A 26,540-nucleotide genomic window follows, 5' to 3' on the forward strand; every position below is an offset into this window, starting at 1 on the left:
GCAGCGATGAGCGTTGGCGAGGTCAAAACGTCCCTTCGCGCGGCCATTGAAGCTGCCCGTCAGGGACGTCGGGTGTTCGACCAGGCCGCTTCCGACGCCGAGGGGGCGACCCGGATGGCGAACGCCGTCCTGCAGGGCAGCCGGAACGAGGATGTAACAGAAGCCCGGCAGGCGCTTGCCGCAGCCGGGGCAGAGGTCGAACCGACCCGCCGCCGCTTTGACAACACCGCCAAACACGCAGACACCTACCTCACCCGCCTCGGATGAGCGGCAGCATCGCCGAGGTCGTCGCGCAGCTTCTCGCCGTACAGCGAAAGCTCGACACCGCAGCCGTCACGGCGCTGCGTGCCCGGACAGACGCGGAACAGGCTCTGGCACACTTGGCCGGGGTCCAGCGGGGCAGCGCTGACGGTGGGTTGAGCGCGGCAGTCGCGGACGCCGAGGTGGCCCGCGACAAAGCGGGCCGCTACGCCCGCCTCCTGTCCGAGGCTGCCCGACACATCACCGGATACGTCAACACCATCGCCCCCGGTACCGCTCCTACCGAACAGGCAGGGGACGACGCCTCCCCGGCCGGGGAACGTTTGCTGACCGAGGCCGAAAGGCGTGGGCGCCGGGCAGACATCGCCTGGCGCAAACAGGTCCAGAAGGCCGACAACACCGAGGACAGCCTGAAGAACGCCGAGACCAGCGCCAAAGCGGTCTTCAAGTTTTTCAAGCAGCAGCAGGATGGTGCCACAAGCGGCACGGCGAGCCCTCAACCCACGCCAGCTCACGAACGTCCGCAGGTAGACAGCCCGGTGACCGCCGTAGTGATGGCAGCCGGCGCGTTAGCGGTGACCGCGAAGGCCATATGGAACCATGGCAAAGCTCGACGAGCGAGGAAGCGAGACGAAGATGGTCAGACCTGAACTGCCGGAGTACATCCGGACAATGGTGCGCGGCGATCACGCCGCCAACGACGCGGTTGAGGCAAGGCTTGACGCCGAAGGGTGGGACGGGCTTCCACGCTTCCTCGCAGCGGTCTTCTTCCTCGCGGTCGATCGTCGCTTCGGCGAAACCACCGGGCGTTCTGAGGTCATCACGTTCGTCGGTGGCCTTCGAGCAGGGCTCGCTGACGGTGGACCAGAGATCGACGCCGAGGCCGCCGAGACACTGATCATGTCGATCATCGATCCGTCCATCGACTACTCGATCCGTCAGGAGATGATCGGTCGCATCCAGGCGGCCACGGTGCAGAAGATCCTGACGGAGGAGAACCTGACGGACGACGAGCTGGATGCCATGCTCGCCGAGGCGGTCAGTCTCTCCTCACGGGCCTGAGGCCCGCAGCCTCGGCATTGAGTTACCAGAAGCGCTGCCAGTGGCAAGGCTGTCCTGCTTTGACCCTTAGTGCCGCCTTCTCGTGGTTACCCCTCGGCCGCGGTTTGGCGGATGGCGCTGGCGCTTCGCTGACAGCGCTGCGACTTCGCCGGGCCTGCTCGATCAACACGACGTCAGGGATATCGGGGTGTCCCGTCTCGCCGGAAGCCGCGTTATCAAGAAACTCGTGTTGATCATGCGCGCCGCGCGGGGCGAGGCGGCGTCAGACCGCTGCGACGACGTGGTCGATCACCAGGTGGGCGGCGCCGGTGATGCCGGTGTCCTGGCCGGCGGCGACCCGTTCGATGAGCAGGTTCTGGGTGGCCAGCGGGAGGCACCGCTCGTAGAGGGTGGCTCGCATGCTGGCCAGCAGCGGCTCACAGTCGGCGAGCCGGCCACCGATGGCCACCACCTGCGGGTTGAAGAAGTTGACCACCACGGCCAGGATCTCGCCGACAGCGCGGCCGGCCTGCCGGGCGAGCGCGGTGGCCTGCCGGTCGCCGTCGTCGATCAGGCGGATGACACCGGTCAGGTCGGAGACCGGTACGCCCTGACCGCGGAGCGCGGTGACGAGCGCGGCGCCGCTGGCCACGGCCTCCAGACAGCCGGCGTTGCCGCAGGTGCACGGTGGCGCGGGGTCGGCCACCACCCGGCAGTGGCTGATGTCCCCTGCCGAGCCCTGTGCGCCCCGGTGCAACCGTCCACTGGAGATGACGCCGGAGCCGATCCCGGTGCCCGCCTTGATGTAGACGGCGTGGTCCAACTCGGGATGCGCGGTGCGGTGCGCGCCGAGCGCCATCAGGTTGGCGTCGTTGTCCACGATGACCGGCACGTCGACTCGGCCGGCGCAGAACGCGGCGACGTCGAAGCCGTTCCAGCCGGGCATCCGCGACGGGCTGACGATCCGCCCGGTGGCGTGCTGCACCGGCCCGGGGATGCCGATGCCGATGCCGCGAAGCGCGCCGGCCGCCGCCGAACCGCCGGCCACCGCTGCGCCGTCGGCCATCGCCGAACCGCCGGCCACCGCTGCGCCGTCGGCCGCCGGATGGTTGCCGACGAGCGTGGCGACCTCGGTCAGCAGCGCGCCGAGCACCGCTTCCGGGCCGTCCTCGATGCGGACCGGCAGGGTACGGGCCCGGACCACCCGCCCGGAGAGGTCGAGTGCGCCGACCCGGGCGTGGTGCGCGCCGAGGTCGATGGCACCGACCACGGCCCCGCCGGTGGGTACGCCGAGTTGGCGGGGTCGTCGGCCACCCCGGGACCGCCCGGCGCCGGTCTCCTCCAGCAACCCCTGGCTGATCAACGCCTCGACCCGCTGGGAGACCGTCGAGGGAGACAGCCCGGAGAGGCGGGACAGGTCGGCCCGACTGACGGCAGCTCCGGTGGCCACCCAGCGCAGCAGGTCGCGGGGGCCGCCCCGGAGGGCTTCGCGTGGCGCGTCGTCAATCGTCACGTCAGCTTCTTAGCACCCGCAGTTTGTTCAAGCAACCTGTTGACTTAGTTTGCTCGCTACCTTTAGATGGCGCTGTTGGTTCGATATGAACATTACTTAGTTTGAACTTCGAACGAAGTGGGAGCAGTCCGTGGCACCGGAGACGACGACGGGTGCGGACCGACCGATGGTGTCGGTACGCGGCCTGAACAAGTGGTTCGGTCCGCTGCACGTGCTCAAGGACATCGACCTCGAGGTGGCCGCCGGCGAGGTGGTCGTCGTGGTCGGGCCCTCCGGCTCCGGCAAGTCGACCCTGTGCCGCTGCCTCAACCGGCTGGAGACCGCCGGGCAGGGCAGCATCGAGATCGACGGTGAGCCGCTGCCCGCCGAGGGCCGCGCGCTGGCCCGGCTACGCGCCGATGTCGGCATGGTCTTCCAGTCCTTCAACCTCTTCGGCCACAAGACGGTGCTGGACAACATCACCCTCGGCCCCACCCGGGTCCGCCGCATCCCCCGACCCGAGGCACGGCAGCAGGCGATGACCCTGCTGGAGCGCGTCGGGATCGCCGACAAGGCGGACCACCACCCGGCCCAGCTCTCCGGCGGGCAGCAGCAGCGGGCCGCGATCGCCCGAGCCCTGGCGATGCAGCCGAAGGTGCTGCTCTTCGACGAGCCCACCTCGGCCCTCGACCCGGAAATGGTCAACGAGGTGCTCGACGTGATGGTCTCGCTGGCCGCCGAGGGGATGACCATGATCGTGGTGACCCACGAGATGGGCTTCGCCCGTCGCGCCGCCGACCGGGTGGTCTTCATGGACGACGGCCGGATCGTCGAATCCGGTGCTCCCGACGACTTCTTCGCAGCTCCGCGTACCGAGCGGGCCCGCGACTTCCTATCCAAGATCCTCCAGCACTAGCCCCCTTTGGGAGGGTGTCATGTCAATCCTCAAGAAGAGCTTCACCCGGCGGCGGTCGCTCGCCCTCACCGCCACCGCGGTGGCGGTGGCCCTCGTCGCCACCGGCTGCGGCGGTGACGGCGACAGCAGCGCCCCGAAGCTGCCCGGCGACGCCGGCCTCGGTGGCGACGGCGTGGTGGCCCAGTCGGTGTACGACGCCGCCCCGGTCGCCACCGACGCGGACATCCCGGCCGGTTCGACGATGGAGGCGATCCGCAAGCGCGGCTACCTCAACATCGGCGGCTCCCTGGACGCACCGCTGCTCGCCCAGCAGAACCCGGTCAGCGGCACCATCGAGGGCTTCGACGCCGACATGGCGAAGCTGCTGGCGAAGTACATCATCGGCAAGCCCGAGGTGAAGACGACGACGATCGGCACCCAGACCCGGGAGGCCATGCTCAAGGCCAAGTCGGTCGACGCCGTCTTCCAGACGTACACGATCACCCCGCAGCGGGCCACCCAGGTCGCCTTCGCCGGGCCGTACCTCACCTCCGGCCTCGCCGTCGGGGTGCGCAAGGACGACACCTCGATCAAGAGCGTCAAGGACCTCGCCGGCAAGACCGTGATCGTCGGGGCGAACACCCCCGCCGTCACCGCGCTGCCGTCGGCCGCTCCCGGCTCGAAGCAGATCGCCTTCGGCACCGACCCGCAGGCCCTACAGGCGCTGCTGCAGAAGCGCGGCGACGCGTACGTGCAGGACTTCACGCTGCTCGCCTCGGGCGCCAAGGCCAACCCGGGGATGAAGGTGGTGGGCGAGCCGTTCACCACCGAGGCGTACGGCATCGGCCTCAACCGGGAGGACGCGCAGTTCAAGGAGTTCGTCAACAACTGGCTGAAGAAGATCCAGGCCGACGGCACGTGGGCGAAGGTCTGGGAGGGCACCCTCGGCTCGGTGGTGGAGGGTGGCGCGCCCACCCCGCCCGTCCTCGGCTCCGCCGACGGCTCCTGAGCAGTCCCCCGTACCGATGGAAGCCCTCACCGCCCACCTGAGCGCGCTTGGCCACGGCCTGGTCACGACGGTCGAACTGACCGTCGTGACCACCGTCGGCGCGATGCTGCTGGGCATCTTCGTGGCCACCCTGCGGATCGCCCCGGTGCCGCTGCTGCGCGCCATCGGCACCGCGTACGTCGAGGTGTTCCAGAACCTGCCGCTGCTGGCCCTCCTGGTGCTCTTCGTGTTCGCGCTGCCCACCATCGGCATCACGTTCCCGCTGTTCACCTCCGCCGCGATCGTCATCGCGGTGTACGAGGGGGCGTACCTGGCCGAGGCGATCCGAGCCGGGATCAACACGGTAGGTGTGGGCCAGGCCGAGGCGGCCCGTGCCATCGGGCTCACCTTCGGCCAGTCCCTGCGGCACGTGATCCTGCCGCAGGGACTCCGGGCGGTGATCCAGCCGATCGGCAACATCTGCATCGCGCTGCTGATGAACACCTCGCTCGCCGCAGCCGTCGGCGTGGTCGAGCTGACCCAGGCGGCGAACAACGTGAACCTCGTCGAGGCGCAACCGATCGCTGTCTTCACCGGCGCGGGCCTCGCCTACATGCTGCTGGCGCTGATCATCGGTCAGGTCACCGGCCTGCTGGAACGAAGGCTGGCGATCGTCAGATGAACAAGACGCAACAGATCCTCTTCGACGAGCCCGGCCCCCGCGCCCGACGGCGGATCCGGATCGCCACCGTGCTGGGTGCGATCCTCCTGGCCGGTGCCCTGGTCGCGGCCGTGCACCAGTTCGCCAGCCACGGTGAGCTTGCCGCCGCCCGGTGGGAGCCGTTCACCACCTGGCCGATCTGGCGGTACCTGCTCAACGGCCTGTGGGCCACGCTGCGCGCCGCCGCCGCGACCGCCGTGCTGAGCGCCGCGCTCGGGCTGCTGCTCGCGCTCGGCCGGCTCTCCACGCACCGACCGCTGCGCTGGTTGGCCGGCGCGTACGTGGAGATCTTCCGGACCGTCCCCACCCTGCTGCTGATCTACGTGACGCTCTTCGCCCTGCCGCAGTACGGGCTGAACTTCCCGCTGTTCTGGAAGCTCGTGGTGCCGCTCGTGGTCTCCAACTCGGCGGCGTTCGCGGAGATCTTCCGGTCCGGCATCCTGGCCCTGGACCGAGGGCAGACCGAGGCCGGCCTCGCGGTCGGGCTGCGCCGCGGGCAGGTGATGGCTCTCGTGGTCCTGCCGCAGGCGCTGCTCCAACTCGCCCCGTCCCTGGTCAGCCAACTGGTCGGGCTGCTCAAGGACACCTCGCTCGGCTTCGTGGTCAGCTACACCGAACTGCTCTACAGCGGGCAGGTGCTCGCCTCGTACACCCATCTGCTGATCCAGACGTTCCTGGTGGTGGCGCTGGTCTACCTGGTCGTCAACGCGTCGCTGTCGAAGTTCGCCCGCGTACTCCAGGCCCGTAACGGCCGCTTCGGCGGCCGACGCGGACGGCGGACCGCCGACCTGCCCCCGCCGCTTCTCGAAGGGACCACACCCCGGTGACCATCTTCCGCTACGCCGAACTGGCCCGGGTGGTGCGCAACGGCTTCGTGGAGAGCCGGCACTACGGCAGCGTCGTGGTGCTCGCGCCGGACGGAACGATCGCCCTCGCCGCCGGCGTACCCGACGAGCCGGTGCTCCCCCGCTCCACCCTCAAGCCGGTGCAGGCACTGGCCTGCCGGATCGCGGCGGGTGACGAACTCACCGGCCCGGCGCTGGCCCTCGCCGCCGGCAGCCACACCGGCGACGACCGACACGTCGAGGTGGTCCGGGCGATGCTCGCCGGTGCCGGCCTGACCGAGGACGCGCTCGGCTGCCCGGTCGACTGGCCGGAGGACGAAGCGACCCGGGACCGGCTGATCCGGGCCGGCGGACAGCGCGACCGGATCCGGATGAACTGCTCCGGCAAGCACGCCGCGATGCTCGTCGCCTCCGTCGCCCGATCCTGGAGCACGCCCGACTACCTCCACCCGGAGCACCCGATCCAGCGCGAAACGGCCGCCGCCGTGGCCCGGCTGGCCGGCACGCCGATCGCGCACCACGCGGTCGACGGCTGCGGCGCACCGCTGTTCGGCCTGCCGCTCACCGGCCTGGCCCGCACCTTCCAGGCGCTTGTCAGCGCGCCCGCCAGGAGCGACGAGGCCCTTGTCGCGCAGGCCATGCGCCAATACCCGGAGTACGTCGGCGGCTGGCACGGGCACCCGAACACCGACCTGATGCGGGCGCTGCCAGGCGTCCTCGCCAAGGGCGGGGCCGAGGGCGTGCTGGGCGTGGCCACCCCGGACGGCCATGCCGTCGCGGTGAAGGTTGTCGACGGTTCGCCCCGGGCCACCACCGCCATCGCGCTCGCCGCCCTCGACGCCGTCGGCGTACCGGTGGGTGGGGCCGAGGCGCTGCGCCAGGTGCCGGTGCTCGGCGGCGGTCAACCGGTCGGCGCCGTCACGGCAGTCATCGACTGGACCACGGGATCCTCTCCCACCGAACCGGCATCGTTCCACGCCGAAGCGGCGTCGTCTCCCACCGAGCCGGTGTCGATTCGCACGAAGAAGGAAGAGTCATGAGCACATTCGAGATCTGCATCGACAGCGTCGAGGGGGCGGTCGCCGCCGAGGAGGCCGGCGCCGACCGGGTGGAGCTGTGCTCCGCGCTCTTCGACGGCGGGTTGACCCCCAGCCTGGGCACCATCGAGACGACGATGCGGGCGGTCAGCCGGATCCGGGTGCACGTGATCGTCCGTCCCCGGGCCGGCGACTTCATCTACTCGCCGTTCGAGGTCGAGGCGATGGAGCGCGACGTGCGGGCCGCCGTCACCGCCGGAGCGCACGGCATCGTGATCGGCGCGCTCACCGCCGAGGGTGACGTCGACGTGCCGACCACCCGCCGGCTGATCGCCGCCGCGGGCGACGCCAGCATCACCTTCCACCGGGCGTTCGACATGACCCGCGACCCGTACGCGGCGCTGGAGCAGCTCGTCGAGCTGGGCGTCCAGCGGGTCCTCACCTCCGGGCAGGAGGTCAGCGTGCTGGAGGGCGCTCCGCTCATCGCCGACCTCGTGCGCCGGGCCGCCGGCCGGATCGTCATCATGCCGGGCGGCGGCATCACCCCCCGCAACATCGCCCGGATCGTCGAGGCGACCGGCGCCGACGAGTACCACTTCGCGGCCCTGGTCAGCTCGGACAGCCCCGCCGTGCACCGCAACCCGGCGCCGCTGATGGGCGGCAGCCTCAACCGCCCCGAGTACGAGCGCTCCGGCACCTCGGGCAGCCTGGTCGGCCAGGTGCTGGCCGCCGCCCGCGCCTGACCGCCGCCCGCGCCTCCGGGTGTGATGATCGTGCTCGATCCATGAAGTAGTGGCCTCCTACGCCGGGGAGGCCACTACTTCCATGTTCGAGCACGATCATGGGACGTCAGGTCGTTGACGCAGCGCAGGACCGGGCGGGCCACGAGGGCGGCCGGGTCCAGCGGCCCGGGAGCCTGCACGGTGAACGTCGTCGACTCGCCCGGCAGCAGGGTGACCAGGGCTTTGTCGACGGACGCCGACGGGTCCAGGCGGTCCGGGAAGAGCGTCAGGTCGCGCAGCACCGTGCGGGCCGTCACCCGGACCCGCTGCCCGCCGTCGACCGGCTCGACCGTCGCGTCCCAGGCCGCCGCCGGCCAGTCGACCTCCCGGTCCCCGGCGAAGAACCACAGGGCCCGCTGCGCGGTGGCACCGGCCTCCGCGACGAGCAACTCCCGGCGGCCCTCGTCCGGTCGCGCCAGGTCCGCCGGCAGCGCCAGCACCACCGAGGAGTACGCCGGGACGTCGAGGTCGACCGAGGTCTTCGCCCTCGGCTCCCCGGTGAGGGTGAACCGGGTGACCGCCGCTGGCCCGGTCCACGCCTCGGCGGTCTCGTTGACCGCGACGAGCGTCAGACCACCGTTGCGGGGCTGCACAGTGAGGAGCCGGTCGGCGTAGGCGTGGCGCAGCGCGTACCACAGGGGTTTGCGGCGGCCGTCGCCGTCGACGGCCGACCAGGAGGTCACCGGCCAGCAGTCGTTGAGCTGCCAGACGATGGTGCCCGCGCAGACGTCCCGGTGGGAACGGAAGTGCTCCACGCCGAGCTGGATCGCCCGGGCCTGGTTGAGCTGCGTCAGGTAGTGCCAGTCGTCGAAGTTCGCCGGGGTGGGCAGGTGCGCGTCGAGGCCGCGCTGGAGCTTGGCGTCACCGCCTGTCGCCTTCTGGTGGTGCGCCATGCCCGGTGAGTCGTGCGCCAGGGGTTCGTCGCTCAGCGCCCGCCGCAGCGTGGCGTACGCCGGTGGGGCCTGGTAGCCGAACTCGGCGACGAAGCGCGGAACGTACTCCCGGTATTTTGTGTAGTCGTCGGTGTTCCACACGTCCCAGATGTGGGTGGTGCCGTGCGCCGGGTCGTTGGGGTGGATCGCCTCGCTGCCCGACCACGGGCTGCCCGGCCAGTACGGGCGGGTCGGGTCCAGCTCGCCGACGATCCGGGGCAGCACGTCGAGGTAGTAGCCGCGCCCCCAGGTGCGCCCGGCGAGGGCCGCCTGCCAGTCCCAGTCGTGCCAGCCCCAGATGTTCTCGTTGTTGCCGGTCCAGAGCACCAGCGACGGGTACGGCGCCAGCCGGGTCACCTGCTCGGCGGCCTCGGCTGCCACCTCGGCGCCGAACGGCTCCTCCTCCGGGTACGCGGCGCAGGCGAAGAGGAAGTCCTGTTGGACGAGGAACCCCCGCTCGTCGGCGAGGTCGTAGAAGTCCGCCGACTCGTACCGGCCGCCGCCCCAGACCCGCAGCAGGTTGACGTTGGCGGCGGCTGCCTGGTCGAACCGCTCGGCCAGCCGGGCCCGGGTGATCCGGGTGGGGAACGCGTCGTCCGGGATCCAGTTGACCCCGCGGACGAACACCGGCACGCCGTTCACCGACAACGAGAACGGGGTGCCGTGTTCGTCGGGCGTGGTGTCCAGCCGTACCGAGCGGAAGCCGATCCGGTGCGTCCACCTGTCCAGCGTGTCGCCGTCGGGTGCGTGCAGGGTCACCTCGATCGGGTGGCGCGCCTGCTCGCCGTACCCCCGGGGCCACCACAGCGCGGGCTCGCGGACGGTGAGGGTGAGCACGGCCGTGCGCTGCCCGGCGGGGACCACCACCTCGGCGCGGGCGTCGGCCACGGCGGCGCGGACGGTCAGCGGGACGTCCGTGACCCGCTCGATGTCGACGTGCACCTCGACGCGGCCGTCGTGACCGTCGAGGGTGGCGAGTGGACGGACGGTGGCAAGCCTCGCCGTCGACCAGGCGTGCAGGCTGATCTCCTGCCAGATGCCGGCGGTGACCAGGGTCGGCCCCCAGTCCCAGCCGAAGTTGCAGGCCATCTTGCGAATGAAGTGGAACGGCTCCGGGTAGGCGTTCGGCCGGTCGCCGAGCCGCTCCTGCTGTGCCTCGGCGTAGCGGTACGCGGAGTCGAACCGCACCGTCAGGTCGTTGTCGCCGTCGCGCAGCAGCGGTCGGACGTCGAACCGGTAGCCACGGTGCATGTTCGCGGTGCGGCCGACCTCGACACCGTTGAGGGTGATCGTGGCGACGGTGTCCAGGCCGGCGCAGACGAGGTCGAGGCGGTCGTCGTCGCCCGGCCGGTGGACGACTGTGGTCCGGTAGACCCAGTCGGTGCGCCCGATCCAGGCCACCGACAGCTCGTTGTCGTCGAGGTAGGGGTCGTCGATCAGCCCGGCGTCGAGCAGGTCGGTGTGCACGCAGCCCGGCACGGTCGCCGGCACGGACCGGTCGGTGATCTCCTCGGGCACCTGCGCTCCGGGGGCCGCCCGCAGGGTCCAACCGTCGTAGAGTGCCTGTCGGCTCACGATGTCACCGCACCTTCTGCATCGAAAGATGCCAACTGAACCGGATAAGCTGAGCCACCGTACGGTTCGCAAATTCGGGCTGTCAACGGCCAGCGAGCGAAGGAGCACGCCGGTGAAGCGGCCGACAATCGCCGACGTCGCCCGACGCGCCGGGGTCTCCAAGGGCGCCGTGTCGTACGCGCTCAACGGGCAGCCCGGCGTCTCCGAGGCCACCCGGCAGCGCATCCTGGCCATCGCCACCGAGATCGGGTTCAGCCGCAGCAGCGCCGCCCGAGCCCTCTCCGCCGCCACCGCCGGTGCGGTCGGCCTGGCCCTGTGCCGTCCGGCCCGGACCCTCGGCGTCGAGCCGTTCTTCATGGCGCTGATCAGTGGTGTCGAGGCCGAACTCTCGGCCCGCTCGTACGCGCTGACCCTCCAGGTGGTGGCCGACCCGGACGCCGAGATCGCGGTCTACCGGCGCTGGTGGGGTGAACGACGGGTGGACGGCGTGCTCGTCTGCGACCTACGCACCGACGACCGTCGCATCCCGGCACTCGAACAGCTGCACCTGCCGGCGGTGGTGATCGGCGGCCCCGGCGGCACCGGTGAGCTGGCGAGTCTCTGGTCCGACGACGCCGCCGCGCTGACCGAGGCGGTGGAGTATCTGGTCGCGCTCGGGCACCGCCGGATCGCCCGCGTCGCCGGCCTGCCCGACCTGCGGCACACCGAGATCCGCACCGACGCCTTCGCGGCGATCAGCGAGCGGCTCGGCCTGGTCGACGCGGTCACCGTCTGGTCCGACTACACCGGCGAGGAGGGCGGCCGAGCCACCCGCCGGTTGCTCAGCTCGGCCACCCGGCCCACCGCGGTGATATACGACAACGACGTGATGGCCATCGCCGGGCTCTCCGTGGCCCAGGAGATGGGGCTGACCGTCCCCGGCGACCTGTCCATCGTGGCCTGGGACGACTCGCCGCTGTGCCGCCTGGTGCACCCGCCGCTGACCGCGCTGGGCCGGGACATCGCGGCGTACGGCGCGCACGCCGCCCGGCACCTGCTCGCCGTCGTCGACGGGCAGGTGCCCGGCCGGGTGCAGGACGAGACGCCGCACCTCACGCCGCGCGGCAGCACGGCACCGCCCCGCAGCAGATGAACCGGTTCAGCGAGACGCGGAGGGGAACTCCTCGAAGTACGCCTCCACCCGCTCGGCCGTCGCCGGGCGGGCCAGCGCGAACCCCTGCCCGTACCGGCAACCGCCCCGACGGGCCCCCTCGACCTGGGTCGACGCCTCCAACTCCTCGGCGACGATCTCGACGCCCAGCCGCTCGCCCACGTTGACCACCACGTCGATCAGCGGCGGCTGCCCGTCCGGCCGTGCGCCCACCAACTCCGGACCCACCTTGAGCAGGTCGATCGGCAGGCGGCGAAGCTGGGCCAGCGAGGCGTGCTCGGCCCGGAAGTCATCCAACGCGGTACGTACGCCGAGCGACCGGAGCCCGGCCAGCCGCGCCACCACGGTCGGCAGGTCGACGGCGACCCTCGGCTCGCTCACCTCCACCACCAGCCGCTCCGGCGGCACCCCGTACGCGGCAAGCACGGCAGCGAGCCGCTGGACGAAGTCGGGAGTGGTCAGCTCCCGGGTCGTGACGTTCACCGCCATCCACAGCTCCCGGACGCCCGCCGTCCAGTTGGACAACTGCCGGCAGGACCGGTCCAGCACCCACCACTCCAACTCGCCGACCAGGTCCAGGTCCTCGGCGACCGGCAGCAACTCGGCCGGGAGCACCGTGCCGAGCACCGGGCTACGCCAGCGCAGCAACGCCTCCGCGCCCACCGGCTGCCCGTCGGCCAGGTCGACCACCGGCTGGTAGACGAGGTCGAGCTCGCCACGCGCCACCGCGCCGGGCAGCTCACGCTCCAGGTCGAGGCGGCGCACCAACTGCTCCTCCAGGAACGCGTCGTACCACTCCACCCGGTCCCGACCAAGCTGCACGGCGCGCCGCCGGGCCAACTCGGCCTGCCGGAGCACGTCGGCCGGCCCGACGCCGCTCACCTCGGCCAACCCGATGCTCGTCTGCACCCGCAGCATCGCGCCAGCCAGCCGGTAGGGCGGGCTGAGCGCGCTCAACAGTCGGGTGCCCAGCGCGTACGCCAACACCGGACCGGCAGTGGTGACCACCGCGAAGCTGTTACCCGTGCACCCGGTGACCAGGTCACCTTGGGCGATGACCGCGCGGGCCCGGTGCACCGCCTCGGCCAGCACGTCCTCCCGGGCCGTCGGACCGACCCCCTCGGTGCCGTGCAGGTCCACGAGCAGCAGCGCGCCGGCCGGCGCGGGAACGTCGCCGATCACGGCCAACGCGTCCAGCAGGGCAGCCCGGTCGCCGGGGGTGCCGCCCGCCGCCACCGCGGATCGCCGGTCGAGCCCCGCCCATGCCGGGGTGTGGTCGGGCGACCAGGCCGAGCCCACCCCGATGGCCGCTCCCTCCGGGGCGCCCCGATCGGGCTGCGGCGGGCCCAGCCAGCGTGCCGAGGCCGCCCGGCGGTGCCGCAGGGACCGACCTGTCGGTCGGCGATGCGCGGCCCGCCGACCGGACGTGGGCACGTCGCCCCCGCGCAGCAGCTCCCGCAGCACCAGCGGCGGGACCGCTGCCAGGGCCAGCAGCACGCTCGTCCGGTCCGGTGCGCGGCCGGCGCCCAGGTGCAGACCCGACGCCAGCAGCAGCACCGCCGCGGGAAGTACCGCGCGGGGCCAGGCCGCGGCGACCGGCTCCGCCGGCTCCACCTCGTTCACCGCGTCCGCCGCGCCGACCGCGACGAGCAACATCCCCCACACCAACGGGGGTACGGCCAGCAGGGCCACCCGCCCGGTCGGCGCGGACGGCACCGTGGCCAGCAGCACCAACCCGCCGAGGGTGAGCAGGACGCCGCCCCGGCACACCGCCGCACCCGAGCGCCGCGCCGGCCCCGCGAGCGCGTTCAGCGCAGCCATGCCCAAGCCGCCGAGCGTCAACGCGGCGACGAGCCGGACGGGGGCCGGCAGGCCGTCCGGGGGCAGCAGCAGCCAGCCGGCGAGGGCCAGACCGACGGCCGGGCCGGTCGCCTCGACAAGCACGCGCAACCGGACCGGGGCCGCCGCCCGCGAGCGGCCGGGAAGCCGATGCAGGCCGGCCGTCGCGAGGGCCGCCACGACCAGCGACCCGATCAGCACGGCGAAGGTGTGCCCGACGCCGGTCAGGGACAGCGCGACGGCGGTGAGACCGGCGGCCACCACCGCCGCGTCGAGCAGCAGAGCCGGCGCAAGCGGTGCCGGGTCGGTGCCACGACGGGTGGCGAGCCGGGAGAGTCGCAGCCCGCCGAGGGTGGCGCCGGCACCGGCGGTCAGCGCGATCACCACCGGGATCGGCACCAGCTCGGCGGCACCGGCGAGGAGGAGCAGCGCGACCGCCAGGGAGGTGGCGGCCTCGGGTGCCGCACGACGGGGGACGAGAACGCGGAACGGGTACGCGAGAAGCACGGCGGTCGCCTTCGTGAGGGGGCACGGGGGCGGTGCGGCGGTGCGGGACATCGGACGTTGCGAGTCCGCTACCCACGAGTGGCAACGATGAACTGCCGAAATGGTTACTTGGCGGTCACTCAGGGGATACAACGACAGGTGTCACTGTACGGCTGTCACTGTACGGCGAACCGCGCGCTGTCGGCACCGCCCGCCGCGAGCCGAAACGACCGGGAGTGGGATCATCGGAGGGTGAGTAAGCCCGACACGGTCCGCTTCCGGTACAACCAAGCCATCCTGGTGGCCGCGATCATCGCCTTCTTCGGCGCCCTGCCGCTGGCGAACGCCCGGGCCTACCTGCTGCCGGTGCTGCTCGTCCCGCTCGCCGTCGCGGTGTGGGCCTGGCGGGCCGGCACCGACGCCGACGCACGGGAGCTGCGGATCCGGGCGTTGGCCGGGCAACGTCGGATCGACTGGGGCCGGGTCCTCGAGCTGACCACCGACCAGCGGGGGCGCGCGGTCGCCCGGCTCGACGACGGCAGCCAGGTCACCCTGCCGGCCGTGCGGGGGGCGGACCTGCCCCAGCTGGTCGCGGCGACCGGCCAGACACTGCCGGACGCTTCGGCTGACGCGCCAGGTCAGTAGCCGTCGACCACCGTGTTGATCAGCGGTTGCCCGGTGGCGAACCGGCGGACCTGATCGCCGACCAGCCGGTAGGCCCGCGGCAACAACCCGCGCACCGACCCGCCGACGTGCGGGGTGAGCAGCACGTTCGGCATGGCCCACAGCGGGGAGTCGGCGGGCAGCGGCTCCGGGTCGGTGACGTCCAACGCGGCCGAGATCCGGCCCGTGCCCAGCTCCGCGACGAGCGCGTCGGTGTGCGCCACCGGCCCTCGGGCGGCGTTTACCAACAGCGCCCCGTCCGGCATCGCGGCCAGGAACTTCTCGTCGATCAGGCCACGCGTCCGATCGGTGAGCGGCACGATCACCACCACCACGTCCGCCTCGGGCAGCAGCCGCGGCAACTCCTCGACGGCGTGCACCCCCTGCTCCGGGCGGGCCGTCCTCGCCACCAGGGTGAAACTCACGTCGAACGGGGCGAGCCGGTCGCGCACGGCGGCGCCGATCGAGCCGGCCCCGACGATGAGCACCCGCTTGCCGGTCAGCTCGTCGGTCGGGGTGTGCTCCGCGTACGCCCACCGCCGCTCGGCCTGCGCCCGGACGAACGCCGGGAACGCCCGCAGTTGGGTGAGGATCGCGGTGACCACCCACTCGGCGGTGGAGGGGTCGTGCACGCCCCGGGCGTCGCAGAGCGTGACACCCTCGGGCGTACGACCGGCCCAGGCGTCGGCCCCGGCGGAGAGCAACTGCACCACCGCCAGGTCGGGCAGGTCGCCCGCGAGCGCCGTCGAGTCCGAGTTGCCGAGGAACGGTGGCACCCAGAAGCGGACCCCGGCCGGGTCGGACGGCATCCGGTCGGCGTGCTCGAAGACCTCCACGCGCACGTCCGGGGGCAGCTCGCCCAGGAGGTTCAGACCGGCCTGGTGCGGAATCCATACCTTCACGTACGCCGACAGTAGTCTTCGCCGGTGCGGGCACGGCGGCGAACCCTGGCCCCCGGCTATGGCGCACGGGGCCGGGGCGGGCGAGACTCAGCACACGGAGGTTCGGCCCGGGCCCGCGCGAGGTATTAAGGAAGGGTCGGAGGCCCCGTCCGCCTCCGCTCGGCAGACAGGTGCACGATGACCGACGGCTCCCCCGCCACCAACCGGCGTTCGATCGCCCCGCCCGCGGCGCTCGGCGATCCGCAGCGGTTGCGCGCGCTCGCCGACACCGGGCTGGACGCCACCCCGGACGAGGCGCTCGACCGCTTCGCCCGACTGGTCGGCGACCTGCTGGACGTGCCGGTCGCCCTGGTCTCCCTGGTCTCCGCCGACCGGCAGTTCTTTCCGGGCGCGGTCGGGTTGCCGGAGCCGTGGTCGCAACGCCGGCAGACCCCGCTGAGCCACTCGTTCTGTCAGCACGTGGTGGACATCGAGGCACCGATGGTGCTGCCGGACGCCCGGCTCTACCCCCGGGTCCGGGACAACCTGGCCATCGACGACCTCGGGGTGGTCGCGTACGCCGGGATGCCACTGACCGACCTCTCCGGCCGCGTGCTCGGCTCGCTCTGCGCCATCGACAACAAACCCCGGGCGTGGACCACCGCACAGCTACGCACCCTGGCCGACCTGGCCGCCGCCTGCTCGTCGGAGCTGCGACTGCGGATCGCGCTCGACGGCGCACAGGAGGCGCAGCGGCGGGCGGTGCAGGCACACCAGCGGCTGGAGCTGCTGGCCGGGGTGAGTGAGACGCTGGCCGGCACCCTGGACGTGGCGACCACACTGCGCCGGCTCGCCGCCGCCATGGTGCCGCTGCTCGCCGACTGGTGCCTGCTCACCCTCGTCTCGCCGACCGGCCAGGCCCGCGAGGTGGTCTCGGTGCACCGGGATCCGGCCCGTACGGCGGACATCGAGCGGTTCGGCCAGTTGCTGCGCACCGGGCTGAGCGCCGAGTCGGTCATCCGGTCGGTGCTCCGGACCGGTCGACCCCAACTCGGCAGCGTGGCATCCCTGGCCGACGTGACGAAGGGCACCACCAACCCGGAGATGACGGTGATCGCGGACCGGCTGGGCATCGCCTCCTACCTGAGCGTGCCGGTGCGCGGCGTGGGCGGCACGGTGCTGGGGGCGATCACGCTCGTCAACGGCGCCCAGCGTCAGCCGTTCGACGACCGCGACCTGCTCACCGCTGTCGACATCGGCCGCCGGGCCGGTCAGGCCGTCGGCAACAGCTCGATGTACGGCGAGCAGCGTCACGTCGCCGAGGTCCTGCAACACAGCATGCTGCCGCGGCTGCCGGTGGTGGCCCGGTTGGAGCTGACGGCCCGCTACCAGCCGGCGGCCGACCGGGTGCAGGTGGGCGGTGACTGGTACGACGCCTTCGTGCAGCCCGACGGCGACGTGATCGCCGCCATCGGGGACGTGGCCGGGCACGACATCGAGGCGGCGGCGACCATGGGTCAGCTGCGCAATCTGGTGCGCGGCAACGCCTTCAGCCGGCCGGACGACGTCGGGGCGCTGCTGCGCAACCTGGACGACGCGATCCGCGGCCTGCGACTGGCGACCGCAGCCACCGCGACGCTGGTCCGGATCCGTCCGCCGCGCGCCGGGGTGCACGCGGTGACCTGGGCCAACGCCGGGCACCCGGCGGCCCTGGTGATCCGCGTCGGCGGGGCGGTCGAGGCTCTCGAGGCGACGCCGGAGCCGCTGCTCGGCCTGCTCCGGCCGACGACGCGGACGAGCCGGTCGACAAGCCTGGCCACCGGCGACACGCTGCTGCTCTACACCGACGGGCTGATCGAACGGCGGGACCGTTCCATCGACGACGGGTTGGCCGAGCTGGCGGCCCGCCTGACCGGCACCGACACGCTGCCCCTGGACGAGCTGTGCGACATGCTGCTCGACCCGGTCCCGCACCGGGAGGACGACACCGCGCTGCTGGCCGTACGGGCGCGCTGACCGGTGCGCCCGACGGGTCGTCGGCACCCGTTGGATCTCGACGGGCCCGGCGCGGCCGTTTCGCGGGCTACCCTGGGCCGGGTGAGAGCCCGTCCCCCGTACCCTCGCGTCCGCCGCCTCCGGGTGGTCCTCGCGGCGTCCTGCGCGGCGCTGCTGTTCACCGCCGGTTGCAGCTTCGGCGAGCCGGACCCCGACCCGGCCGGCGAACCGCCGAACCTGCCCACCCCGTCCGCGCCGGCGAGCCCCGGCGGTGCCGGCCAGCAGGCGGTGGCGACAGTGCTCGCCAAGGGTCTGCGGGTGCCCTGGGCCATCGCCTTCCTGCCGGACGGCGGCGCGCTGGTCACCGAACGGGACAACGGCCGGATCCTGCAGGTCGGTCCGGAATCCGGGCCGGACGGGCTGCGGGTCCGCCCGGTGCAGACGATCCCGGACGTGGCGGCGGCAGGCGAGGGTGGCCTGCTCGGCATCGCGGTCTCCCCCGACTACGCCCGGGACCGGTCGGTCTTCGTCTACTACACCGCCGAGCGGGACAACCGGGTCGCCCGGTTGCAGCTCGGCGGGCAGGTCACCCCGATCCTCACCGGCATCCCCAAGGCCAACGTGCACAACGGCGGTGGGCTGGGCTTCGGCCCGGACAAGCAGCTCTACGTCAGCACCGGCGACGCCGGTCAGCGCCCCCTCTCCCAGGACGTGAAGAGCCTCGGCGGCAAGATCCTCCGGATCACCCCCGACGGCAAGCCGGCCGCCGGCAACCCGTACCCCAACTCCCCGGTCTGGTCCCTCGGGCACCGCAACGTGCAGGGTTTCGCCTGGGACGCCGCGAAGCGGATGTACGCCGTCGAGTTCGGCCAGAACACCTGGGACGAGATCAACCAGATCACCAAGGGCGGCAACTACGGCTGGCCGGAGGTCGAGGGCCAGGCCCGTGACAAGCGGTTCACCGACCCGATCGTGCAGTGGGCGACGTCGGACGCGTCCTGCTCCGGTCTGGCCGCCACGGACCGGCTGCTGGTCACCGGCTGCCTGCGCGGCAAGCGCCTCTGGGTGATGGAGCTGACCGACACCGGCACGCTGCTCGGCCAGCCCAGTGAGCTGCTCACCAACCGCTACGGTCGGCTGCGGGCGGTGGCCGCCGCACCGGACGGGTCGCTCTGGGTCAGCACGTCGAACCACGACGGGCGGGGCAACCCGGCGGGCGACGACGACCGACTCCTCCGGGTGGTCTTCGCGGGCGGTGACGGCGGGCGCAGCTGATTCGTCACCATCCGTTCAGGTTTGCCAAGATCTCTGGACGGGCAGGTCAGACTTTCACCATGGATGGGCAACGCGGCGAGCGGCACGACGACGCCGAGGACCGGGACGACCCGGTGACCGGTGACGACCAGCCGCGCCCGACGGGTTGGCGGGTCGCTGCCGCCGGCCCACTGCGCCGCCTCGGGATCATCGTCGCCGTCCTCACCGTGGCCCTGGCCGGGGCGGTCCTCGGGGTGCTGGCCGGCGGCCGGGTGAGCACCGACATCGGCCCGTTCCGGGCGAACCTCAGCATCTCCCCCGCCCGCGACGGCGGCACCACCGTCGACATCCCGCCGCTCGGCGCGCTGCTGCTCGACAGCCACAACGGGCCCACCCACCTCACCGTCCGGCTGGGCGCGCTCGACCAGGGGCGCACCGAGGCGCTCATCGACGACCCGGCGAGCATCAGCCGGGCCAGCCAGAGCGCCGTGGAGGACGTCCGTTCCGGGGTGATGCGCCTCGGCCTGCGTACCCTCGGCGCGTCGGTGCTCGTCACCCTGGTCCTGGCCGGCCTGATCTTCCGCAACGTCCGGCGCACCGCCTGGGCGGGAGGGTTGGCGCTGCTGGTCACCGCCGGCAGCCTCGGCACAGCGGCGGCCACCCTCCGCCCGCAGGCCATCGAGGAACCGCGCTACGAGGGGCTGCTGGTCAACGCGCCGGCAATCGTCGGTGACGCGCGCCGGATCGCCAACGACTACACCAAGTACGCGGAGCAGTTGCAGCGCCTGGTCGGCAACGTCAGCCAGCTCTACACCACCGTGTCGGCACTTCCGCTGTTGGAGCCGACCCCGGGCACCACGCGGGTGCTGCACGTCTCCGACATGCACCTCAACCCGACCGGCTGGCAACTGATCCGGACGGTCGTCGAGCAGTTCGGCATCGACGTGGTGATCGACACCGGGGACATCACCGACTGGGGCAGTGAGCCGGAGGCCTCCTTCGTGGCCTCGATCGGCCTGCTGAAGAAGCCGTACGTCTTCATCCGGGGCAACCACGACTCCGGCAAGACCGCCGCCGCGGTGGCCCGCCAGCCGAACGCGATCGTGCTGAACAACACGACGACGACCGTCGCCGGGCTGACCATCGCCGGCATCGGCGACCCGCGCTTCACCCCGGACAAGAACACCTCACCCGCCGGCAGCGGGTTGACCCAGCAGGTTGCCGACCAGGTGATCGGGGCCGGCAATCAGCTCGCCGCGACGGTGCGCAGCTCACCGCGACCGGTGAACATCGCCCTGGTGCACGACCCGGCGTCGGCCGGGCCGCTCTCCGGCACCTGCCCGCTGGTGCTGGCCGGGCACACCCACTCCCGGCAGGTCTCCAAGCTGCCCGAGGCACCCGGTCAGCAGCCCACCACGCTGATGGTGGAGGGCTCCACCGGCGGCGCCGGGCTGCGCGGCCTGGAGGGCGAGAAGCCCACCCCGCTCTCCATGAGCGTGCTCTACTTCGACCAGCAGAAGCTGCTCCAGGCGTACGACACCATCACCGTCGGCGGCACCGGTCAGGCCCAGGTCAACCTGGAACGCCGCCTGGTGGAAAACCCGACCGCAGGTGTCTCCGCCACGCCCACGCCCACGCCCACGCCGACGCCGACCGGCTGAGCCGACGCGAGGCCGCAGGGGGCGACTGCCGCCCCTCGAATGCGACGGAAAGTAGACAGACAGCAACCCCCAACCACCCCCCTCGCCCCCTTTGCTCTGCCGCCCAATCTGCACCAGTCACTGTCGGTGCGCCTGGCCACGTTCACGCCGTCGTGAAGACGACCTGTCCGCGCTGGTCAACCCCGATGGTGCATCGGCGGCAGCAGAGCAAAGGACGAATTGTGGTGGCGTTGTTGACGGCTGCCATCACAGTGAGTTGCGAACGCGCTCTCCCTGCGCAAACTCACTCAGAGTGACAACACTCCTCGCCTGAGTCAGCGCAGGGCGATGGCGGCCAGGGCGGCGTTGACGATGCTGCCGGGCAGCAGGTCGTGCAGTTCGTACAGCTCGGCGACGCTGCCGGACTGGCCGAACTCGTCCACCCCGAGCGGCACCGCCGGCGCGCCGACCGCCGAACCGAGCCAGGCCATCGCGTGCGACGCGGCGTCGTGCACCGACACCACCGGCACCCGGTCGGCGAACGCGGACCGCAGCGCCCCCGGCACACTGGGCACGGTGGCCGTCCGGACGCCCTGGCGCAGGGTGCGCTGCCAGGCCCGGTAGAGCCGGTCCAGCGAGGTCACGTCCACCACGTGCGCGGCGATGCCCTCGTCGGCCAACTCCGCCGCGGCGGCCAGCACCTCGGGCAGCACCGCGCCCGAGGCGGCCAACTGCACCACCGGGGCGTCGGCCAGGTGCGGGTACGCCTGGTGCGCGTCGACCAGACGGTACGCCCCGGCGACCACCTGCCGGCGCAGCACCGCGTCGCCGAGCCGCGCCCGGGCCGCCTCGAACGGCGTCTGGTCCAGCGGTCGGGTGCTCAACCGGAAGTAGTACGCGCCGTCCTCGGCGGGCGCGGCGGTCGCGGCCGGTGCCGACCCGCCGGCGATCTGCCCGAGCGCGTCGCAGAGCAGCCAGTCGAGGCTCGCCGCGTACGCCGGCTCGACGAAGGTCACCCCGGGCAACTCCAGGCCGACCGACGCGGTGATGGTGGACTGGTGCGCGCCGCCCTCCGGAGCGAGGGTGATGCCGGACGGGGTGCCGGCCACCACGAACCGGGAGCCGGAGTACGTGCCGTACAGGAACGCGTCCAGGCCGCGCAGCACGAACGGGTCGTAGACCGTGCCCACCGGCAGCAGCGGCTGCCCGGACAGGTCCCAGGACAGCCCGAGCTGACCCAGCAGCAGGAACAGGTTCATCTCCGAGATGCCCAGTTCGATGTGCTGCCCGGCGGGGCTCTCGGTCCAGCGCAGCATCCGGTCCTCGGTCCATGAACGCTGCTCGGTCGGGGCGAACACCCCGGTCTTGTTGATGAACCCGGCCAGGTTGGTGGAGGTGGCCACGTCCGGGGCGGTGGTGACCAGGTAGCGGCCCACCTCGCGGTCCCGCGCCAGGTCCACGAGCACCCGACCGAAGACCTCCTGGGTGGAGATCGGCTTGGTTGCGCGTACTCCCGTGCTCTCCGGAACGGTGACCCCCAGCGCACGCTCGCGCGGCGCGCGGGACAGCGCCTCCCGGCGGGCGCCGGCCTGGATGCCGGCGGGTGACGCCGGGTCGAGGCGGTCCCACTCGGTCTCGGCGGTGAGGCCCTGTGCGGCGCGCAGCGTGTCCACCTGCTCCGTGCTGAGCAGCGCGGAATGGTTGCGCGGGTTGCCGGCGATGGGCAACCCCCAACCCTTCACGGTGTACGCGAAGACGACGCTGGGCCGGTCGGTGACCGCGTCGCACTGGGCGTACGCGTCGAGCATCGCCTGAAGGTCGTGCCCGCCCAGGTCGGTGACGAGCGGGCCGAGGTCCTCGTCGGTGATGTCGGCGATCAGCTCGGCGATGCCGGCCGGAGCGCCGTCGAGGAACTGCTTGCGCAGGGCCGGGCCGGCCAACCCGAACAGCGACTGGTACTGCTCGTTGGGCATCGCGTCGATCCAGTCACGCAACGCCTCGCCACCCGGCCGGGCGTACGCCTCGGCGAGCCGGCGACCGTACTTGACCTCCACGACGTGCCAGCCGGCCGCCTCGAACTGCCCCCGCCACTGGTTGATCCGGATGCCGGGGACCACCCGGTCCAGCGACTGGCGGTTGAAGTCGACGAGCCACATGACGTTGCCCAGCCCGGTGGTCGCCGGGTCGGCCACCGCCTCCCAGATGTTGCCCTCGTCCAGCTCGGCGTCACCGATCAGCGCCACGAACCGGGAGTGCGGTCGGGCCCCGAAGTGCGCGTCGACGTACCGCCGGGTGGCGGCGGCGAAGAGCGGTGCCGCCGCGCCCAGGCCGACCGACCCGGTGGAGAAGTCCACCTCGTCCGGGTCCTTGGTGCGCGACGGGTACGACTGGAGGCCACCACGGGCCCGCAGCCGGGGCAGGTAGGAGCGGTCCAGGTTGCCGAGCAGGTACTGGATGGCGTGGAACACCGGGGAGGCGTGCGGCTTCACGGCGACCCGGTCCTCCGCGTCCAGGTGCGCGAACCAGAGCGCGGTCATCGCCGTGACCAGGGAGGCGCTTGACGCCTGGTGGCCGCCCACCTTCACACCGTCGCCGGTGGCCCGGTCGTGGTTCGCGGCGTCCACGATCCGGGTGGCGAGCCAGAGCACCCGCCGCTGGATCTCGTCGAGGACATCGAGGTCGTGCTGGGTCACGGGGTCAGTCGCTCCAGGATCAGCTCCCGCAGGGTCTTCGCGTCGGCCTGACCCCGGGTGGTCTTCATGACCGCGCCGACGAGCGCGCCGACCGCCGCGACCTTGCCGCTGCGGATCTTGTCGGCGATGCCCGGGTTCGCCGCGATGGCCTCGTCCACGGCGGCGGTGAGCGCGCCGGTGTCCGACACGACCTCCAGGCCCCGGCTGGTCATGATCTCGGTGGGCGAGCCCTCACCGTCGACCACGCCCTCCAGCACCGTGCGGGCCATCTTGTCGTTGAGCTTGCCGGCGTCGACAAGCCCCTGCAGCTCCGCGACCTGGGCGGGGGTGGCACCGATCTGGGCCAGCTCCACACCACTCTCGTTCGCCCGGCGGGACAGCTCACCAAGCCACCACTTGCGGGCCGCGGCCGGCGTGGTGCCGGCGGCGACGGTGGCCTCGATCAGCTCGACCGCGCCCGCGTTCAACACCGACTGCATGTCCAGGTCGGACAGGCCCCACTGCTCCTGAAGGCGACGCCGGTGCACCCGGGGCAGCTCCGGCAGGGCGGCCTTCAGCTCGGCGACCCAGGCCGGGTCCGGGGCGATCGGCACCAGGTCCGGCTCGGGGAAGTACCGGTAGTCGGTCGCCGTCTCCTTCGAGCGACCCGGGGTGGTGTCGCCGGTGTCCTCGTGGAAGTGGCGGGTCTCCTGGGTGATCCGACCGCCCGCGTCGAGGACCGACGCCTGCCGCAGCATCTCCGAGCGGACCGCCCGCTCCACCGAGCGCAGCGAGTTGACGTTCTTCGTCTCGGTACGGGTGCCCCACTCCGCGCCGGGCAGGTTGAGCGAGGTGTTCACGTCACAGCGCAGCGAACCCTCCTCCATCCGCACGTCCGAGACGCCCAGGGTGCGGATCACGTCCCGCAGCTCGGCGACGTACGCCTTGGCCACCTCGGGGGCGAGCGCGCCGGTGCCGGTGATCGGCTTGGTCACGATCTCGACGAGCGGAATGCCGGCCCGGTTGTAGTCGACGAGCGACTCGGTCGCGCCGTGGATGCGGCCGGTGGCACCACCGACGTGCAGCGTCTTGCCGGTGTCCTCCTCGAGGTGCACCCGCTCGATCTCGATCCGCACCGTCTCGCCGTTGACCTCGACGTCCAGGTAACCGTCGACACAGATCGGCTCGTCGTACTGGCTGATCTGGAAGTTCTTCGGCATGTCCGGGTAGAAGTAGTTCTTCCGGGCGAACCGGCACCACTCGGCGATCGAGCAGTTCAACGCCAGGCCGATCCGGATGATCGCCTCGATGGCCGCCTTGTTGGCCACCGGCAGCGACCCGGGCAGGCCCAGGCACACCGGGCAGACCCGGGTGTTCGGCTCGCCACCGAAGTCGGTCGGGCAGCCGCACCACATCTTGGTGTTCGTGCCCAGCTCGACGTGGGTCTCCAGGCCGATCACCGGTTCGAAGCGCGCAACGACCTCGTCGTACGCGGGCAGTGTCGTGGTCATCGGGGCTCCCTCACAGCGCCGGTGGAGTGAACGTGCCGACGGCGGACTCCAACGCGGCGGCGACCCGGTACATCCGGTCGTCGGCCATCGTCGGGGCCATCACCTGCAGACCGACCGGCAGCCCCTCGGAGAGCCCACAGGGCACCGAGATGCCCGGCCCGCCGTACAGGTTCGTCGGAATCGTGTACAGGTCGGCCAGGTACATCTGGTACGGGTCGGCGGTCCGCGCGCCGATCGGGAACGCCACCGACGGGGTGGTCGGCGAGATCAGCGCGTCGACCCGCTCGAACGCGGCGGTGAAGTCCCGGGTGATCAGCGTCCGGACCTTCTGCGCCTGCCCGTAGTACGCGTCGTAGTAACCCGACGACAGCGCGTACGTGCCGACCATGATGCGGCGCTTGACCTCCGGGCCGAAGCCGGCCTCCCGGGTCAGCGACATGACCTCCTCCAGCGACCGGTTGCCGTCGTCGCCGACCCGCAGGCCGAACCGGACACCGTCGAACCGGGCCAGGTTGGAGGAGCACTCGCTCGGGGCGATCAGGTAGTACGCCGGCAGCGCGTACGCGAACGTCGGGCAGGACACCTCGACGACCTCGGCGCCCATCTTGGTCAGCGCGTCCACCGACTCGCGGAACGCGGCCATCACGCCCGGCTCGGCGCCCTCGCCGACGAACTCGCTGACGATGCCCAGCCGCACACCGGTCAGGTCACCGGTCGCCCCGAGCTTCGCCGCCGCCACCACGTCCGGCACCGGCTGCGGGATCGAGGTGGAGTCACGCGGATCGTGGCCGGCGATCACCTGGTGCAGCAGGGCCGCGTCGAGCACGTTGCGGGCACACGGGCCGGGAGTGTCGAGCGACGAGGAGAAGGCGACGAGCCCGTACCGGGAGGTGCCACCGTAGGTGGGCTTCGCGCCCACCGTGCCGGTGACCGCACCGGGCTGGCGGATCGAACCGCCGGTGTCCGAGCCGATCGCCAGCGGCGCCTCGTACGCGGCCAACGCGGCGGCACTGCCACCACCCGAGCCACCCGGGATCCGGCTCAGGTCCCACGGGTTGTGCGTGGGGCCGTACGCCGAGTACTCGGTGGAGGAGCCCATCGCGAACTCGTCCATGTTGGTCTTGCCGAGCATCACCGTGCCGGCGTCCCGCAGCCGCTGCACGATCGTCGCGTCGTACGGCGGGCGCCAGCCCTCCAGGATCTTCGACCCCACGGTGGTCGGCACGCCCCGGGTCGCGAGCACGTCCTTGACCGCGACCGGCACACCCGCGAGCGGGCCCAACTCCTCGCCGGCGGCCCGGCGCTCGTCGACCGCGCGGGCCGCGGCGAGCGCGCCGTCGGTGTCGACGTGCAGGAAGGCGTGCACCCGGTCGTCGACCGCGGCGATCCGATCCAGGTGCGCCTGGGTCACCTCGACGGCGGACGTCTCGCCCCCGGCGACCAGGGCCGCGATCTCCGTCGCGGTCATTCCGGTCAGATCGCTCATGAGGCCACATCCTCGCTCAGGATCCGCGGTACGCGGAACCGCTGGTCCTCGACGTCGGGCGCGCCCGACAGCGCTTCCTCCGGAGTCAGGCACGGCGTGACGACGTCCTCGCGGAAGATGTTCGTCAGCGGCACCGAGTGCGAGGTCGGCGGGATGTCCGCGGCGGCGACCTCGCCGACCTTTGCGACCGCCTGGAGGATCACGTCGAGCTGGCCGGCGAACGTGTCCAGCTCCTCCTCGGTGACGGCGAGCCGCGACAGGCGCGCCAGGTGCGCGACCTCCTCGCGGGAGATGGCGGCCATCCGTGCCCCCTTCTGAATTCCTGCTGGTCGGGCGGTGTGCCGGCCGCGCGACGGGTGGAGCGTGACACGCGGTGACCGGAGCGAGTCTATTG

22 protein-coding genes are annotated in these 26,540 nt (G+C 72.1%); 14 read left to right on the plus strand and 8 right to left on the minus strand.

Annotated elements, in window-relative coordinates; translation table 11 throughout:
- Nucleotides 1–6 precede the first annotated feature (6 nt).
- From AB0C15_RS14290 to AB0C15_RS14300, 3 genes are read left to right on the plus strand one after another with little or no spacing between them, the layout of a single operon-like run.
- Nucleotides 7–267 carry a hypothetical protein gene (locus AB0C15_RS14290; RefSeq protein ID WP_357351809.1) on the plus strand — a complete coding sequence of 87 codons (261 nt, stop codon included), beginning with the start codon at nt 7–9 and terminating at the stop codon, nt 265–267.
- Complete coding sequence (locus AB0C15_RS14295) at nt 264–911, plus strand: hypothetical protein (protein ID WP_357351811.1); 648 nt, start codon at nt 264–266, stop codon at nt 909–911. Before AB0C15_RS14290 ends, AB0C15_RS14295 begins: the two co-directional genes overlap by 4 nt.
- Nucleotides 862–1,323 (plus strand): hypothetical protein, encoded by a 462-nt coding sequence (locus AB0C15_RS14300; protein ID WP_357351813.1) that lies wholly within the window; start codon nt 862–864, stop codon nt 1,321–1,323. The genes AB0C15_RS14295 and AB0C15_RS14300 overlap by 50 nt, the downstream gene beginning before the upstream one ends.
- Nucleotides 1,324–1,585: 262 nt before the next feature.
- On the opposite strand, the gene AB0C15_RS14305 is transcribed toward AB0C15_RS14300, so the two are convergent.
- A complete protein-coding gene (locus AB0C15_RS14305; RefSeq protein ID WP_357351814.1) occupies nt 1,586–2,815 on the minus strand; it encodes an ROK family transcriptional regulator in 1,230 nt (409 codons plus the stop codon).
- A 166-nt stretch (nt 2,816–2,981) separates the two neighbouring features.
- On the opposite strand from AB0C15_RS14305, the gene AB0C15_RS14310 reads away from it, so the two are divergent.
- Genes AB0C15_RS14310 through AB0C15_RS14335 form a run of 6 tightly spaced genes read left to right on the plus strand, consistent with a single transcriptional unit; the run spans nt 2,982 to nt 8,023 of the window.
- A complete protein-coding gene (locus AB0C15_RS14310; protein ID WP_357352144.1) occupies nt 2,982–3,710 on the plus strand; it encodes an amino acid ABC transporter ATP-binding protein in 729 nt (242 codons plus the stop codon).
- Nucleotides 3,711–3,729: 19 nt separating this feature from the next.
- Nucleotides 3,730–4,698, plus strand: a complete 969-nt coding sequence (locus AB0C15_RS14315; RefSeq protein ID WP_357351816.1) for a glutamate ABC transporter substrate-binding protein — start codon at nt 3,730–3,732, stop codon at nt 4,696–4,698.
- 16 nt (nt 4,699–4,714) lie between these two features.
- Entirely contained in the window at nt 4,715–5,359 is a 645-nt protein-coding gene (locus AB0C15_RS14320; RefSeq protein ID WP_357351818.1) for an amino acid ABC transporter permease, read from the plus strand.
- Nucleotides 5,356–6,225, plus strand: coding sequence for an ABC transporter permease subunit (locus AB0C15_RS14325; RefSeq protein ID WP_357351820.1), 870 nt, complete (start codon nt 5,356–5,358; stop codon nt 6,223–6,225). Before AB0C15_RS14320 ends, AB0C15_RS14325 begins: the two co-directional genes overlap by 4 nt.
- Entirely contained in the window at nt 6,222–7,283 is a 1,062-nt protein-coding gene (locus tag AB0C15_RS14330) for an asparaginase (RefSeq protein WP_357351822.1), read from the plus strand. The genes AB0C15_RS14325 and AB0C15_RS14330 overlap by 4 nt, the downstream gene beginning before the upstream one ends.
- Entirely contained in the window at nt 7,280–8,023 is a 744-nt protein-coding gene (locus tag AB0C15_RS14335; RefSeq protein WP_357351824.1) for a copper homeostasis protein CutC, read from the plus strand. Before AB0C15_RS14330 ends, AB0C15_RS14335 begins: the two co-directional genes overlap by 4 nt.
- Before the next feature lie 74 nt (nt 8,024–8,097).
- Here AB0C15_RS14335 and AB0C15_RS14340 read toward each other — a convergent pair whose 3' ends face one another.
- Nucleotides 8,098–10,569 carry a glycoside hydrolase family 2 protein gene (locus AB0C15_RS14340; protein WP_357351826.1) on the minus strand — a complete coding sequence of 824 codons (2,472 nt, stop codon included), beginning with the start codon at nt 10,567–10,569 and terminating at the stop codon, nt 8,098–8,100.
- Nucleotides 10,570–10,681: 112 nt separating this feature from the next.
- On the opposite strand from AB0C15_RS14340, the gene AB0C15_RS14345 reads away from it, so the two are divergent.
- Complete coding sequence (locus AB0C15_RS14345) at nt 10,682–11,701, plus strand: LacI family DNA-binding transcriptional regulator (RefSeq protein WP_357351828.1); 1,020 nt, start codon at nt 10,682–10,684, stop codon at nt 11,699–11,701.
- Between the two features lie 6 nt (nt 11,702–11,707).
- Here AB0C15_RS14345 and AB0C15_RS14350 read toward each other — a convergent pair whose 3' ends face one another.
- Nucleotides 11,708–14,065 (minus strand): EAL domain-containing protein, encoded by a 2,358-nt coding sequence (locus tag AB0C15_RS14350; RefSeq protein WP_357351830.1) that lies wholly within the window; start codon nt 14,063–14,065, stop codon nt 11,708–11,710.
- 231 nt (nt 14,066–14,296) lie between these two features.
- Between AB0C15_RS14350 and AB0C15_RS14355 the strand changes: the two genes are divergently transcribed.
- The gene (locus tag AB0C15_RS14355) at nt 14,297–14,689 is read left to right on the plus strand and encodes a PH domain-containing protein (protein ID WP_357351832.1); all 393 of its coding nucleotides are present in this window, start codon (nt 14,297–14,299) and stop codon (nt 14,687–14,689) included.
- On the opposite strand, the gene AB0C15_RS14360 is transcribed toward AB0C15_RS14355, so the two are convergent.
- Entirely contained in the window at nt 14,683–15,609 is a 927-nt protein-coding gene (locus tag AB0C15_RS14360) for a 2-hydroxyacid dehydrogenase (protein WP_357351834.1), read from the minus strand. The genes AB0C15_RS14355 and AB0C15_RS14360 overlap by 7 nt on opposite strands.
- A gap of 177 nt (nt 15,610–15,786) precedes the next feature.
- Between AB0C15_RS14360 and AB0C15_RS14365 the strand changes: the two genes are divergently transcribed.
- From AB0C15_RS14365 to AB0C15_RS14375, 3 genes are all read left to right on the plus strand, one after another.
- Nucleotides 15,787–17,604: a SpoIIE family protein phosphatase gene (locus AB0C15_RS14365; RefSeq protein WP_357351836.1), complete on the plus strand. Its 1,818-nt coding sequence runs from the start codon at nt 15,787–15,789 to the stop codon at nt 17,602–17,604.
- Between the two features lie 81 nt (nt 17,605–17,685).
- Entirely contained in the window at nt 17,686–18,858 is a 1,173-nt protein-coding gene (locus AB0C15_RS14370) for a PQQ-dependent sugar dehydrogenase (RefSeq protein WP_357351838.1), read from the plus strand.
- 59 nt (nt 18,859–18,917) lie between these two features.
- Nucleotides 18,918–20,498: a metallophosphoesterase gene (locus tag AB0C15_RS14375; protein WP_357351840.1), complete on the plus strand. Its 1,581-nt coding sequence runs from the start codon at nt 18,918–18,920 to the stop codon at nt 20,496–20,498.
- 314 nt (nt 20,499–20,812) lie between these two features.
- Here the strand turns inward: AB0C15_RS14375 and AB0C15_RS14380 are convergent, their stop codons facing one another.
- Genes AB0C15_RS14380 through gatC form a run of 4 tightly spaced genes read right to left on the minus strand, consistent with a single transcriptional unit; the run spans nt 20,813 to nt 26,448 of the window.
- Entirely contained in the window at nt 20,813–23,170 is a 2,358-nt protein-coding gene (locus AB0C15_RS14380; protein ID WP_357351842.1) for a pyruvate dehydrogenase, read from the minus strand.
- The gene (gene gatB / locus AB0C15_RS14385) at nt 23,167–24,660 is read right to left on the minus strand and encodes an Asp-tRNA(Asn)/Glu-tRNA(Gln) amidotransferase subunit GatB (RefSeq protein ID WP_357351844.1); all 1,494 of its coding nucleotides are present in this window, start codon (nt 24,658–24,660) and stop codon (nt 23,167–23,169) included. The genes AB0C15_RS14380 and gatB overlap by 4 nt, the downstream gene beginning before the upstream one ends.
- Nucleotides 24,661–24,670: 10 nt before the next feature.
- Entirely contained in the window at nt 24,671–26,146 is a 1,476-nt protein-coding gene (gatA, locus tag AB0C15_RS14390) for an Asp-tRNA(Asn)/Glu-tRNA(Gln) amidotransferase subunit GatA (protein WP_357351846.1), read from the minus strand.
- Nucleotides 26,143–26,448 carry an Asp-tRNA(Asn)/Glu-tRNA(Gln) amidotransferase subunit GatC gene (gatC, locus tag AB0C15_RS14395; RefSeq protein WP_357351848.1) on the minus strand — a complete coding sequence of 102 codons (306 nt, stop codon included), beginning with the start codon at nt 26,446–26,448 and terminating at the stop codon, nt 26,143–26,145. The genes gatA and gatC overlap by 4 nt, the downstream gene beginning before the upstream one ends.
- Between the last annotated feature and the right edge of the window lie 92 nt (nt 26,449–26,540).

This window comes from Micromonospora sp. NPDC048835, from assembly GCF_040649995.1.
GTDB lineage: Bacteria > Actinomycetota > Actinomycetes > Mycobacteriales > Micromonosporaceae > Micromonospora.

Coding starts and splice junctions, on each gene's coding strand:
- AB0C15_RS14310 (WP_357352144.1), top strand. CDS start 2,982: ATGGTGTCGGTACGCGGCCTGAACAAGTGGTTCGGTCCGCTGCACGTG.
- gatB (WP_357351844.1), bottom strand. CDS start 24,660: ATGACCACGACACTGCCCGCGTACGACGAGGTCGTTGCGCGCTTCGAA.
- AB0C15_RS14300 (WP_357351813.1), top strand. CDS start 862: ATGGCAAAGCTCGACGAGCGAGGAAGCGAGACGAAGATGGTCAGACCT.
- AB0C15_RS14335 (WP_357351824.1), top strand. CDS start 7,280: ATGAGCACATTCGAGATCTGCATCGACAGCGTCGAGGGGGCGGTCGCC.
- AB0C15_RS14290 (WP_357351809.1), top strand. CDS start 7: ATGAGCGTTGGCGAGGTCAAAACGTCCCTTCGCGCGGCCATTGAAGCT.
- AB0C15_RS14375 (WP_357351840.1), top strand. CDS start 18,918: ATGGATGGGCAACGCGGCGAGCGGCACGACGACGCCGAGGACCGGGAC.
- AB0C15_RS14365 (WP_357351836.1), top strand. CDS start 15,787: ATGACCGACGGCTCCCCCGCCACCAACCGGCGTTCGATCGCCCCGCCC.
- AB0C15_RS14315 (WP_357351816.1), top strand. CDS start 3,730: ATGTCAATCCTCAAGAAGAGCTTCACCCGGCGGCGGTCGCTCGCCCTC.
- AB0C15_RS14295 (WP_357351811.1), top strand. CDS start 264: ATGAGCGGCAGCATCGCCGAGGTCGTCGCGCAGCTTCTCGCCGTACAG.
- AB0C15_RS14325 (WP_357351820.1), top strand. CDS start 5,356: ATGAACAAGACGCAACAGATCCTCTTCGACGAGCCCGGCCCCCGCGCC.
- AB0C15_RS14320 (WP_357351818.1), top strand. CDS start 4,715: ATGGAAGCCCTCACCGCCCACCTGAGCGCGCTTGGCCACGGCCTGGTC.
- gatC (WP_357351848.1), bottom strand. CDS start 26,448: ATGGCCGCCATCTCCCGCGAGGAGGTCGCGCACCTGGCGCGCCTGTCG.
- gatA (WP_357351846.1), bottom strand. CDS start 26,146: ATGAGCGATCTGACCGGAATGACCGCGACGGAGATCGCGGCCCTGGTC.